Here is an 11,734-nt window from a genome sequence, read left to right on the forward strand (position 1 = left end):
CGCAGGGTAGGGGCGTGTGGGGGATCCCGAGCTGCAAGGGCTGCGTCGACACCTGCCCGACCGGGCCGGAGGACTATCCGTGCGGGACGGCGATCGAGCCTTGCGATCCGGCGATCGCTCGGTCGAAGGCGTCCCGCTCTCCATGTCGCCCGCGAGCTTCACCGTGGGCACGATCCGTCGCGGCCCGAGCCCGTCAGGTGGACCACACGGCCGGATTGAAGTTGGCATAGACGAGTTGGATCGCGTCGTACTCGCTGCCGCTCCTTCCCCGGAAACCCAGCACGAAGCTGCCGGCCGGTGGTGCCATATCGAAGGTCTTGTCGCCGCTCGAGCCCCCGGCGCTCACCGAGGCGCCGCCGGTGATCGTGAAGGTCATCGAGTCCATCTTCTTGTTGTACTTGCCCGTGCATCGGGTGACGAACTGCCCGGCTCCCACCGTGAGCGAGCGGTCCTCTCTGCCTCCGCTCCCGCCGTGCGCCTTCACCGTATCCCCGTTCTGGTCCTGGTAGGTCGTCGTCAGCTTGTCGATGCGATCCCCCATCCTCATCTTGATGTGGCTGATGCGCGTGCGCTTCGAGATGTGGTCCGAGGGAGAGGGCACGTCATCGTACGGGTTCCCCCCCGTGCTGCCCGCTTGAGCGGTCGCCGCCCACGAGAAGCTGAGCGCCGGCGTCCCCTTCGTGAGCGATGGCAGCGGAGGCTCCGTGAAGGACTGGATGGGATCGCGCGAGTACTCGCTCTTCTGGGAGTGGATCGCAGCCAGATCTTGACCGCTGATAACCTTCACCTCGTTGACCTTGGCGTCGGTGTAACCGCCGTAGAAGCTGTAGGTCTCCTGTAACCAGAGGAGCTGATCATCGAGCGCCTGCACCTCGGCCTCCTTGCTGTTGAGGCCGGGGATGGCCTTGTCGCCGATGAAGTAACGCCGGTTTTCCGCGATGGGGCTGAAGGACGTGCCGATCTCGGGCAGGTGCTCGTAGCCGTCGTATTCGTAGCCGAGGATCACCGGGGCGCTGACCGGAATCGACGGGAAGTTGAGCGCGTAGCTGATCATCTCGGTGGCGGCAGGCAGGCTGGGATTGGCGATCCCGGCGACCTCCTGATCGAACCGGATGGTCACGGAGAACGACCTCATCGCCTCGTTCAGCGCGGTCTGCAGCGAGGCCGAAAGCGTCACCCCGCTGTAGATTCCCTTGGCCTTCAGCTCGTTCTCGAAGCCGCGCTGCTCCACCTCGGTCTGCGCGTAGAGCACGTACGTGCCGTAGTACTCGCTGCCGGTGGTCAGCGACGTGATGAAGGAGTCCCCGTAGGCGGAGAAGAACTCCCGGAGCGCCTGGTCGTCCCTGGGCGGCTGGACGGTGGACATCAGGTGGGCCTCGGCTGCCGTCTCCGTCTTTTCGACGTGTTTTGAATAGACCACGATCGTCAGGCTGTAGGTCGTGATCTTGAGCGAGTGGACGAACTCGGACTTGCGGCTGGCGCTTCCGACCCCCGGGATGCCGGCCCCCAGCGACCAGCCGATTCCGAGCTCCTGGTACACCTGCTCGATGGACAGACAGACGGAGATGCGCGATGAGCCTGAACCGCCATGAACCACCGGCGGCGTACCCTCGACGGCCCTCGTGACCCTGCCGTTGTCGTTTACGCTGTCGTAGCCTGCATATACCGCGGCGACCTCGGTGAACGGACGGACATCGCTGGTTCGCGCGCTCGCATTCTCGATTTTGGCATTCATGGTTCTACCTCTGTTGTTTGTTGTATGCGGCGGCCTCGACGACGACAAAGTCCCTCGGGTCCACCACAGCGGGACACTGCCGCATGCCCCATTGAGAAGTCAAGCACGAACGAAGCGGCGGCGCGTGGTCGCGCCATAACGACGGTCTAATTTCCTACAAGCGGGATGGGGCTGGCCGGCCGCAGGACGGAGCGCGGTCGCTGCTGTCGTCCACCAATTCCGCGGGGTCGATCCAGACAAACAAGTCGCCGCCGAGCGCTCCGGCGCTAACCGAAAGCGGTGCGCGCGATCCGTACCGCGTGGCCGCCGAGGAAACCCGGCTCGACATTCTTGTCGAGCATCGACAGCAGCAGTCCCGAGCCCTTGAAGGTGCAACACACGAGGAGGCGTCACACTCGACGCGTCGGAGGCCTTCGGGACAGAGGTCATCGATGAAGCAGGAGTCCAGGTCGAGCCAACCGGCGTCGCTGTGACGGAGGGAGCAGGCCTCCAGCATCGCCCGCAGTTCGGGCTCGCAGGCTCGTGAGTGGCATGCGAACACCGCTCGAACATGGTTCGATGAATACGACGACGATGAATACGACGGCACCACGCCGCTGCACGTGCTCGTACTGAGCCGCGATTCCGAGCGACGATCGGTCGCGCGCTACGGGAGAATGGAGCCGTGCAATCAAGGCGAAGCGGAGCCTGTGGACGGCGCCCCCCGCCACTTAGCACTAATTGGCGTTTGCCTTCGAGCCCCCGACTGTGCGACCATCTATTCGCGATAGGAGTATCCACATGAGTGATCCGACTTTCTCCCGTAGCTCGATCAACCAGTACATCGTTTTCAACAACAACTACAACGTCCTGCCGGTGAAGATCCGGCTCAAGGACGCCGGCGACCCGGGCGTCATCAACCTCAACCCCGGACAGCAGATCGTGGTCGGCATCCAGTACAACGGCAATCTGGCCAAATTTTATTACAACAATGCCGTCGTGCAGATGATCGATCTCAACAACGGCGCCAGCTCCGACGATCTGAACGCGCCGAACTGCGACAACAACGGCTACAACACGCTCCGCTACGACGAGGGCAACCCGCAGGGCGGGCTCGACGTCGTCAATTTCGATGTCTGCACGTACAAGGCGAGGTTCGACGACCAGGACGGCATCGCCGGCGGTCCCAGGGCGGCCTTCGTCCAATCCATCGAGGGGAGCGCGATCAAGGTCTCGATCCGGGTCGCGGACGCGTAGCGCTGCGGACGATCCGCGTTTCCTGGCCCAGCGGTCGACACGCGTCCGCGGCGCGACTACAACGCCGTCACGCCTATTGGAGGCGCTTCGTTCCGTACGGCACCGACGAACACGCCTGCCTGCTGCCGCTGGCGGTGAGCGGGCGCGCGGTCAAGCGTGCCGCGTAGCGACGCGAGAAGGCCCGCCAGGGTTCACCCGGCGGGCCTTCGCGTCGTGCCGACGAGCGGCCGTCACGCGGCCCTCCTCACCTCGGTCCGGACCGTTCGGACCGCCCAGAGCTGGAGACCGATGGCCAGGAGATCTGCGAGCGCTACATCGAGTGCGTGTCGGTCGCCCAGCCCACCGGCTTGCCCGCGGCCCAGGAGGGCTTCGGCGACGACAGCAAGTGCTGGTCCGGCAGTACTGAAGACGCCGCGCTGTGCATCCAGGCCTGACAGGCGCGCGGCGAGCGTGGCGTCGCGGACGTTCGCCGAGCTCCACGCACGCGCTCGTGGCGACGGACATGACCCGGCTCGGGTACGCGTGTTTGTTGTCGGCGTCGCCGATCGACCTGATGGCAGGGTTGTTGTTGCTGGCGCACCGGCTCATTCGCGCTGGCGCGATTGCTGCGAGCGCCACGCTCCCGGTGATACGCCGACTTCGCGGCGGAAGGCGACGTTGAAGGCGGCCTCGCTGCGGTAGCCGATGTCGGCGGCGACCTCGGCGAGGGCGTGGGTGGGTCGGGCGCGCATCGCCTCCTTCGCCAGCTCGATGCGCCAGCGACGGAGGTGTTGCAGCGGGGCTTCGCCGAGGTCGGTGTGGAAGGCGGCGGCGAAGCCCGAGCGGCTCATGCCGGCGACGCGTGCGAGGGCGGCGACGGTCCAGCGGCGAGCGGGCGAGCGATACAGGGCCTGCAGCGCGCGGGCGATGCGTTCGTCGCCGCCGGCTTCGCGGCGCGCGAGCGCCTCGCGGACGCAGGCGAGCAGCAGGAGTTCGGCGAAGCGGGCGGCGAACAGCGGCGCGCCCGGTCGACGGGCGCGCACCTCGTCGCGGATGCCGTCGAGGAGGCGCGCGAGGCCGGGCACGGCCTCGCGGTCGTCGGCGCGCAGATGCACGACCTCGGGCAGCGCGCGCAGCAGGAGGGCCCGGCCGGCCCCGGCGAGCGCAATCGAGGCGCACAGCACGACGGTCACGGCACCGGGGCCGCCGAGACGGCGCCGCACCGACAATGCGGGAGTGGGGATTCGAGATTGCGCGACGACGGCGGCGCCGGGGGCAGACCGCAGGCAGTGGGGCGTGCCGTGCGGGAGGAGCAGCAGGTCGCCGCGATCGATGCGCTGCTGCACGCCGCCGTGCTCGAGCCAGACGACGCCGTCGAGGACGTGGTGCAGGTCGACGGTGTCGCGCGGCCCGATCCGGGCGCCCCACGGCGCACCGAGCTCGATTCGCCCGAACTGAGTGGTCTCGATCCGGACGTGGCGAAGCAGCGTGGTCAGGACGTCGGTCATGGACGATCGCGAAAGATAAGTGGACGGCGACTCATAGCGCGTCCGGACCCGGAACTCTACAACGCTCGCACAGGAGGAGCTCATGGATATCTTCGTCACCGGCGCGAGCGGCTTCATCGGCGGCGCCGTCACCCGTACTCTCGTCGCGCGTGGCCATCGCGTCCGCGGCCTGGCCCGCGACGACGCTGCGATCGCCAGAGTTCGAGCTGCCGGCGCCGAGCCGGTGGTCGGGGCGCTCGCCGATCTCGACGTCCTCGCGGGAGCGGCGGGGGCCGCGGGCGCGGTCGTTCACACCGCGGCGACGACGGGCATGGATCGTCCGGTTGTCGACGCGGCGGCGGTCACCGCGATGCTGGGTGCGCTGGCGGGCGGCGTGTTCGTGTCGACGTCGGCGGCGCCGTGTACCCGCTCGTCGCGCGTGCCGATCGCCGAGGACGACAATGCGCCGCCGGACGGTCCGCTGGCGTGGCTCGCGGCGGCGGAGCAGCGGGTCCTCGCGGAGCCGCGGGTGCGCGGGGTCCTCGTGCGTGCGCCGATGGTGTACGGCGACGGCGCCGGTCCGCCGGCCGGGCTCGTGAAGGCGGCGCGGCAGGCCGGGGTGGCTCGCTACATCGACGACGGCGCGGCGCGCTGGTCGACCGTGCACGTGCGCGATCTGGCGGTCGGCTATGCGCTGCTGCTCGAGGGCGACGCGCGCGGGGTGTTTCATGCCGCCGAGAGCGAGCCGGTGGCGATGGCGACGCTGTTCGCCGCGATCGCGGAGGCTGCCGGCGTGCCGCTCGGCTCGTGGCCCCTCGCGGAGGCGCAGGCCGGGCTCGGACCGATCGCGGGCTTCCTGGCGATGGACGCGGCGACCGACGCCGGCAAGCTCCGCGGCCTCGGCTGGACCACGCGCGTGGGCGAGGTCGTGGGCGGCATCACCGGGGCGCTGCGCAACCCGGCGCAGGGGTACCGACGGGATGCATGAGATGGCGCGCTTCGGCGCGACCGGCCACCCGTAGGCGCTCGAAGCGCGACCAGTTGCTCGCGCTCGGCGGTGTGGTCAAGCACCTCGCGCTCGATGAGGACGAGGTGGCCGAGTCGCGGGCGTGCGCGAGGCGCGGGCCGACGGGCCGGGGTTCGGGTAGTCCGACGATCCGGGCGTGTGCAACGAATGGCTCGAGAGGCTCGATCTGGCGGCCGAGCCGTCGAGCGAGGTGATCGAGGCGTCGCGGCTCGAGTGCGAGGCCGAGCTGCTGGGGTTCATCGCCGAGCTCGAGGCCGGGGCCTGAGCGCCGGGATCGGCGAACCTTCTCAGCCGGGGATGCAGATCCCGCCGGCGCAGTAGCAGCATTCGCTGCAGCCGCCGTTGTCGACACAATCGACGCACAGGCCCATCATGTCGCACTGATCCTGCTGGCCGTTGCACAGGGAGCCGGGCGGTTCGCGGCGGTGGAATCGTCGCTGGTGGCCGTGCTCGTGGTGGTGCCGGTGGTCGTCGTGTCGGTTGAGGCCGCGACCCAGGATACACATCAACTCACCATGCGATCACTACCGCATCGAGGCAGGGGAAGTCTCCCCGCCGGCCACGCGAGTTGTCGCGTGGCACCGGCGGAGCGCTCAGAGCTCGCGGAGCGTCGCACCCAGCCGCACCTCACCCACCGCGGCGTGCCGCCCGACCACGCCGCGGATCGCCGCCTCGTCCGCCACGGTCGCCTCGACCGCGACGTTGATCTCGTCGAGCCGTTCGGTGAACGGGCGCGTCAGCGCGACCTCCAGCAACGTGTCCCAGGGCGCCGACGTCGGGGCCTTGAAGCTCTGCAGCAACCCGCGTAGACGGCCATCCCGGCGCTCGAACCACAGGTGAGCGATCGCTCCCTCGAGGTGAAAGTGCAGGATGACTTCTCGCAGTCGAGGCAGCGCGTCGAGCACCGGCAGCCACACCGCGAGGTCGTGCGGACTGGCCAGCACCTCCACCGCCTCGAGCTGCGCCGCCAGCCGCGACGCCCAGAACCAGGCGGGCGCCGGCTCGTACGGCCGGCTCCCCCGCGCCAGGCGGTCCTTGTCGGTCTCCGTCGCGTCGAACGAGAGGGCGCGCAGCCGCGTCAGGGCGTGGACCGCCAGCGCGTCGGCCCACGCCTTGCGTGCCAGCCTCGGAGGCGACTGGACCCTGCGCCCTTCCCACCAGTTGTCCACTTCGTGGGCGAACGCCACCTCGAGCGCGACCGGCTCGTCCGTGCGGGCCAGCGCGGACAGCCCCGCGCCGTCGAGCGTCGCGCGCAGCAACCTCGGCAACTGCTTCGCAGACAAGGGCATGTGACCGCTGGCGAGCTCGATCAGGTCGGGCGCCCGCGCCTCGAGGACCGCCCGGTCCGCCGGCAACTCGAACCCTCCTGCACGCACCGCCCAACCGTCGGCCGTCTGCTTCCACAGCGGCTCGCGCGGCGCGGTGCTCTGCCCGAGCGCCTGCGCGAGCGCCTGCGCGTAGCCCTCGGACGACGCGATCACCCGTGGCGTCCGCGGGTGCGTCGGGGCGGGCGGCGGCGCATGCTTCGGGGCCGCGCGGGCGGCTCGCTTCGCCGGCGCTCGCGCCGGAGCGGGCGCCAGGTAGTTGACGTATTTGGTGGCGCCGGCGAGCAGCGCCCGCGCCGTGCCCGGGAGGCCCGCGACGCTGGCGAGGTGGAGGCACATCGCGGCGTGCTCGTAGCACCCGCCCTCGAGCGCCGTCGAGAGGTTGGCCCGCAGGAAGCGCTCGGCGAGCCCCACCGGATCCGGCGCACCGTCAGCGAGGGCGAGGGTCAGCTCGGCGACCGTGCACGCCCGGGTCGGCTCGAATTTCTTGTCCGGCAAGATCCTGGTGAGGAACGCCCGAGCCTGCTCGAACTTCCGGGCGGCGCAGGCCAGCTCGATTACTGGGAAGACGTTAAACTGCAGCGATGGCTTCTTACGCGCCGTGGTGACGGCGAAGCAGCGCGCCTGGGCGGTGAGCGCCCGCTCGAACCAGAGCACCTGCGGCTCGCTGGTGGCGATCCATTCGGCCAGCGCGAGGGTGCGGAGCCCCTGCGAGACATGGAACGGACCGAGCGACGCGGTCAGCGTCGTGATAGCGACGTCGCTCGAGAACGCCGCCGCGAGCACACGCCGAACCATGGCCAGCAGCTCGACCGCCCGCGGGTCGTCCCCGAGTCCGATGATGTGCGCGAGGGCAACATCACCGAGCATAAAGCTCCAGAACCCCGGGTCGAGCGGTTGCCCGGCGAGCTCGCGCGCGTGGGCGAGGCCGTCGTACCTGGCGAACGCGTCGCGTCGTTGCCCGGGGTCGAAGGCGCGCGGCATGACCTTGCAGTACCGCGACGGCCGCGGCGTGAAAAGCCCCGCGTCGCGGCCCGGCCGGACTTCTCCGACGCGGTGATCGACCCCGACATCGAACCCTCGCACCGACGCTGCGTCCCAGTGAAGCCGTCGCACCGGACCGTCAACGGGCCGGCGATCCCGCGCGCCTCTTCGCCGAGGGATCGGGTCGGCGAGCCCAGATCACCACGACGGCCCGCCGGCGCAGCCCGAGCGGCGGGCCCGACAGGCCGATCACGTCATCGAGCTCTGCCGGGAACGTCAGCGTCACCAGCAGCCAGAAGGCCCGGCCGGCAGGGCGTCGAACACGGCGTCGAGGATGCGCTCCTGCAATCCCGTCGACGGTTCCTCGTCCTCGCCGTCGTCCGCCTCGTCCACACCAGCTCGCTCTTGCCGGCCCCGCCGCGCGCCGTCATCACCCGCCCGGGCGGCCCGCTCGCCAGCGCGAACGCGCGGAGGTCGTCCTCGGGGCGGTGTCGACGGCCTGGTCGTGATCCACGGGCCCCTCGAGCGCGGCCACGCCGGCCTCACGCGCACGGCTGAAATCATGACTGACGCACGGATCTCATTCGCATCTCTTGCGCCGCTCTCGTGGCGGCGCTTATAGAGGGCTCCGACCGCTCTCCAGGCCAGTCCACGACCAGGCCAGTCCACGACCCAGAAGCCCGTGACCCAGAAGCCCGTGACCAAGAAGCCCGCGACCAGGAAGCCCGCGACCAAGAAGTCCGCGACCAGGAAGCCCCGGGAAATGCAGGTCAAGGAAACGACGGACGCTAGCCGGACCGCTCGTGCTGAACGAATGAGGACAGCCCTCGGGCGGATCAAAGCGTGGATGCGCTCCAACAACGCCGAGGACATTGTCGACAACCTCGCACCACCAACGTCCGACGAAGAAATTGCTTCGTGCGCGAAAGCCCTCGGTTTCGCGGTACCCGATGATTTGCGTGAGCTCTGGTTGCTTCACGGCGGTCAGAACCTGGAGAAGACACATCCGTTTCTGAATTCCCACGACCTTCTCAGCCCTGCGAGGGCGGCGAGCGTGCGCCACGATTTCTTGTCGACGCTCCCGACGCTCCGTGATGCGCCCGACGACCTCGTCGAGGTGACGGAAGAGGAGCTCGCGTCGGACGAATGGTTGACGATCGGCAAGATCGGCCGATGGGACGTATGGGTGATTTGTGCCCTTACGGGACGCCTCTTCGGCTCGAGTCCCGACTATCCGCAGTTGTACGCAATCTCAGGCTCGCTGCTCGATTGGCTCGAGACCTTCGCGGAGGGGGCGGAGAACGGCGAGTACGAGGTGACTCGATTGGGGAAGTCGTGCTTTGTGTCCCCGATCCTCTGATAGCGCGCGATTGCGGCGGCATGGCGTCAGGTCGCCGAGGGCCTGGACGCCCTCCCGCGCCAAGCCTCGGGGCCGCGGGTCGGCGGGCCGTCGTGCCAGGGACAGCCCGCCCCAGGGCGCCGTGCCGCTCACCGCCCGCAGAGCCAGTCGAGGATCGCGGCGTCGCCGAGCACGTATCGGCCGTGCGAGCTTGCGGTGAACCACAGGTTGTTCGCGGCGTGGAGCAGGATGCCGGGGAGGATCGATCCGGTGCGGAGAAAGACCCAGCCGAGCGCCAAGGCGACGAGGAGATAGCCCGTGTTCCAGCCGTAGCCGTAGAGGTAGTGCAGGACCACGAACACGCCGCCGCCGATCACCAGCGCGTGTGAGTCCTTGAACCGCTCGCGGAGTGCGGAGAGCAGGATAGCGCGATACATGATCTCCTCGTAGAGCGGCGCGAGCAGGACCATGCAGATCGTGTCTCGCACGAACACGGGCCACGGATAGACCACCGGGGCCCATAGTGCCCGCTCGCTCAGCTCGCACACAAGACTCGGGAGTACGAGCCGCCCGAGCACCAGCACTAGCGCCGCTGCGAAGATCGCTACGGCCGCGGCCTTGGCGAGCCAGCGCAGCGCCGGCCCGTGGCGCGCCACGGCAAGCCCGAGCTCGGGCGCACTGAACCAGCCGGAGCGGAGCGCCCACGCGAGGGCGACACCCGCGATCAGACAGCGGCCGGCTTGGTAGCCGGCGTAGAACCCGGCTTCGCCATCGACGAGGCCGAGTGCCCCGAGGGCCGGGATGTGCGTCGCTACCCACGCGAAGTCGGCGAGGATCGTGGCGACGACAAGCGCCCCCCGCTTCTGCGAGGGGCGCTGCGGTGGCGTCGGCGCGTCCATGCCGACACGAGTCTATCAGGGCTTGCCGCCACCGGGCGGCTGCGTCCCTGGGTTGTTCGGGGCGCCGCCGGAGTGCCCGGAGGGACAACTGCATCCGTCCACCAGCGCAGCGGCGGCGATCACGACGACCACAAGGAACCAGACCGCCGACTTCTCGGTCTCGATCGCCAGATCACCGAGCCCTTGCCCGAGCTGTTCGTCAGTCAGCGGCTCGCCGTGAATCGGGCAGGGGAGCGCGACATGGGCGGTGATGAAGCGGTAGCTATCGAGGATACGGGTTTGTGTCACGTCCGCGAAGCTGTCGGGCGTGAGCGCGGCGAAGCGGCTCCGCTTGTGCGCGGCGAGGCGTTCCGAACGGGAGTCGTCGGGCTTTTTGGCCGCGGCGAGGCTGCGCTCGAGGATCTTGTTCAAGGTGGCGAGTGCGATCATGGTTCTCTTCCTCCGCATGGTTCAGGGCCGAGGCCGCCACGCCGCGATGTTGGGCGGGCTCCTCCACGACATCGGCTATCACGGCGCCACGCGCGGAGGGACGCGCGGCCGATGGTGTACCGCGTTAGATCGACAGGGCGCCGTGCAGGTTGCCGCGGAGCTTTACCCCCGGCGGGTGACATCGCCCGCCGTACGCGCTAGCCTGGACATCATGCGCCGTCTCGCGCTCGCCGCTCTCGCCGCTCTCGCCGCCTGCAACAACGGCGAAGGGCCAGGGCCAGGATTCGGCTCGAGCATCACGACCGCGCCGCAGGGCACAAGCTCGAGCGGTGACGCGTCGACGTCGACGTCGACGTCGACGTCCACCAGCTCGGCGGAGGACTCGGCCGCGGCGTCGAACAGCTCCACCAGCTCGGCGGGCTCCGGCATCCCCGACGGCGGTACGCCGCCGGACGGCGGCGACAAGCCGCCGCCGGGCTGCATGGGCAAGGTCGATCTGGTGTTCTCGATCAGCTCCTCATGGACGATGGAGAACCAGCAAGAGGCGCTCAAGGCGAGCTTTCCCGGCTTCGTCGATACGCTCGAGACTGCGTTCGCCGGCTTCGACTATCACATCCTCGTGCCGCGCCAGTATGGCCCTCCGTGGGGGATCCCGGGCTGCGAGGCCGACTGCGTCGACACCTGCCCGACAGGGCCGGAGGACTACCCATGCGGGGCGGTACTTGAGCCCTGCGACACGGTGAAAGGCGCAGGGATCACGTTCTCTGCCGGGTGGGACGCGAGCAACGAGCGGTGCGACCTCGCTGGCGGCCACCGCTACATCACCGCCGGTCAGCCCGATTTGACCGGCGCCTTCACTTGCGTCGGGTCGGTCGGCACCAGCGGCGCCGGGGTGGTCGCTGAGGCCGCCGTCAGCGCACTGAAGGACGAGATCAACGCCCCGGCCGGTTGCAACGCGGGCTTTCTCCGCGAGGACGCGCTCCTCGTGGTCGTCGCCATCGATGACGTGTGGGACGAGCTAAGCGAGGGCACGCCCAAGGACTGGGCCGACGCGCTGGTCGGGGCCAAGGGAGGCGACGCGGACGCGGTGGTGCTCCTCGTGATCGCTAACGATATCGACGATCCGGACAGCCTCTGTGGCTACGAACCTGGCGGCGAGCACAGGCTTCGCACGTGGACGCAGCTCCTCCCGCATTCGGTGTTCGGGTCGATGTGCGTCGACAGCTACGATGGGTACTTCGCCGACGCGGCGGCGAAGATCAAGGCGCAGTGCGACGTATTCGTGCCGCAGTGA

The 11,734-nt window shown here is 69.1% G+C and carries 11 protein-coding genes; 5 read left to right on the top strand and 6 right to left on the bottom strand.

The features are described 5' to 3' along the window. Nucleotides 1–193: 193 nt before the first annotated feature. Complete coding sequence (locus POL25_RS19475) at nucleotides 194–1,735, bottom strand: jacalin-like lectin (RefSeq protein ID WP_272087605.1); 1,542 nt, start codon at nucleotides 1,733–1,735, stop codon at nucleotides 194–196. A 780-nt stretch (nucleotides 1,736–2,515) separates the two neighbouring features. On the opposite strand from POL25_RS19475, the gene POL25_RS19480 reads away from it, so the two are divergent. Next, nucleotides 2,516–2,971, top strand: coding sequence for a hypothetical protein (locus POL25_RS19480; RefSeq protein WP_272087606.1), 456 nt, complete (start codon nucleotides 2,516–2,518; stop codon nucleotides 2,969–2,971). A 584-nt stretch (nucleotides 2,972–3,555) separates the two neighbouring features. On the opposite strand, the gene POL25_RS19485 is transcribed toward POL25_RS19480, so the two are convergent. Beyond that, a complete protein-coding gene (locus tag POL25_RS19485; protein ID WP_272087607.1) occupies nucleotides 3,556–4,458 on the bottom strand; it encodes an AraC family transcriptional regulator in 903 nt (300 codons plus the stop codon). An 82-nt stretch (nucleotides 4,459–4,540) separates the two neighbouring features. On the opposite strand from POL25_RS19485, the gene POL25_RS19490 reads away from it, so the two are divergent. Then, entirely contained in the window at nucleotides 4,541–5,425 is an 885-nt protein-coding gene (locus tag POL25_RS19490) for an NAD-dependent epimerase/dehydratase family protein (RefSeq protein WP_272087608.1), read from the top strand. A gap of 175 nt (nucleotides 5,426–5,600) precedes the next feature. Then, nucleotides 5,601–5,729: a hypothetical protein gene (locus POL25_RS19495; RefSeq protein WP_272087609.1), complete on the top strand. Its 129-nt coding sequence runs from the start codon at nucleotides 5,601–5,603 to the stop codon at nucleotides 5,727–5,729. Nucleotides 5,730–5,751: 22 nt separating this feature from the next. Here the strand turns inward: POL25_RS19495 and POL25_RS19500 are convergent, their stop codons facing one another. Next, nucleotides 5,752–5,970, bottom strand: coding sequence for a hypothetical protein (locus POL25_RS19500; RefSeq protein ID WP_272087610.1), 219 nt, complete (start codon nucleotides 5,968–5,970; stop codon nucleotides 5,752–5,754). Between the two features lie 87 nt (nucleotides 5,971–6,057). Next, entirely contained in the window at nucleotides 6,058–7,773 is a 1,716-nt protein-coding gene (locus POL25_RS19505) for a hypothetical protein (RefSeq protein ID WP_272087611.1), read from the bottom strand. 697 nt (nucleotides 7,774–8,470) lie between these two features. On the opposite strand from POL25_RS19505, the gene POL25_RS19510 reads away from it, so the two are divergent. Then, on the top strand, nucleotides 8,471–9,133 hold the full coding sequence (locus POL25_RS19510) for an SMI1/KNR4 family protein (RefSeq protein ID WP_272087612.1): 663 nt from the start codon (nucleotides 8,471–8,473) through the stop codon (nucleotides 9,131–9,133). A gap of 128 nt (nucleotides 9,134–9,261) precedes the next feature. Here the strand turns inward: POL25_RS19510 and POL25_RS19515 are convergent, their stop codons facing one another. Both POL25_RS19515 and POL25_RS19520 read right to left on the bottom strand, forming a co-directional pair. Next, on the bottom strand, nucleotides 9,262–10,011 hold the full coding sequence (locus tag POL25_RS19515) for a CPBP family intramembrane glutamic endopeptidase (RefSeq protein WP_272087613.1): 750 nt from the start codon (nucleotides 10,009–10,011) through the stop codon (nucleotides 9,262–9,264). 15 nt (nucleotides 10,012–10,026) lie between these two features. Then, nucleotides 10,027–10,440 carry a hypothetical protein gene (locus tag POL25_RS19520; RefSeq protein WP_272087614.1) on the bottom strand — a complete coding sequence of 138 codons (414 nt, stop codon included), beginning with the start codon at nucleotides 10,438–10,440 and terminating at the stop codon, nucleotides 10,027–10,029. 211 nt (nucleotides 10,441–10,651) lie between these two features. On the opposite strand from POL25_RS19520, the gene POL25_RS19525 reads away from it, so the two are divergent. Further along, nucleotides 10,652–11,734, top strand: coding sequence for a hypothetical protein (locus POL25_RS19525; protein ID WP_272087615.1), 1,083 nt, complete (start codon nucleotides 10,652–10,654; stop codon nucleotides 11,732–11,734).

The sequence above is a fragment of the Nannocystis bainbridge genome, assembly GCF_028368995.1.
Lineage (GTDB): Bacteria > Myxococcota_A > Polyangia > Nannocystales > Nannocystaceae > Nannocystis > Nannocystis bainbridge.

What these genes read in the sequence shown, in the direction of transcription:
- POL25_RS19475 (WP_272087605.1), bottom strand. Translation starts at nt 1,735, where the DNA reads ATGAATGCCAAAATCGAGAATGCGAGCGCGCGAACCAGCGATGTCCGT.
- POL25_RS19480 (WP_272087606.1), top strand. Translation starts at nt 2,516, where the DNA reads ATGAGTGATCCGACTTTCTCCCGTAGCTCGATCAACCAGTACATCGTT.
- POL25_RS19485 (WP_272087607.1), bottom strand. Translation starts at nt 4,458, where the DNA reads ATGACCGACGTCCTGACCACGCTGCTTCGCCACGTCCGGATCGAGACC.
- POL25_RS19490 (WP_272087608.1), top strand. Translation starts at nt 4,541, where the DNA reads ATGGATATCTTCGTCACCGGCGCGAGCGGCTTCATCGGCGGCGCCGTC.
- POL25_RS19500 (WP_272087610.1), bottom strand. Translation starts at nt 5,970, where the DNA reads ATGTGTATCCTGGGTCGCGGCCTCAACCGACACGACGACCACCGGCAC.
- POL25_RS19505 (WP_272087611.1), bottom strand. Translation starts at nt 7,773, where the DNA reads ATGCCGCGCGCCTTCGACCCCGGGCAACGACGCGACGCGTTCGCCAGG.
- POL25_RS19515 (WP_272087613.1), bottom strand. Translation starts at nt 10,011, where the DNA reads ATGGACGCGCCGACGCCACCGCAGCGCCCCTCGCAGAAGCGGGGGGCG.
- POL25_RS19520 (WP_272087614.1), bottom strand. Translation starts at nt 10,440, where the DNA reads ATGATCGCACTCGCCACCTTGAACAAGATCCTCGAGCGCAGCCTCGCC.
- POL25_RS19525 (WP_272087615.1), top strand. Translation starts at nt 10,652, where the DNA reads ATGCGCCGTCTCGCGCTCGCCGCTCTCGCCGCTCTCGCCGCCTGCAAC.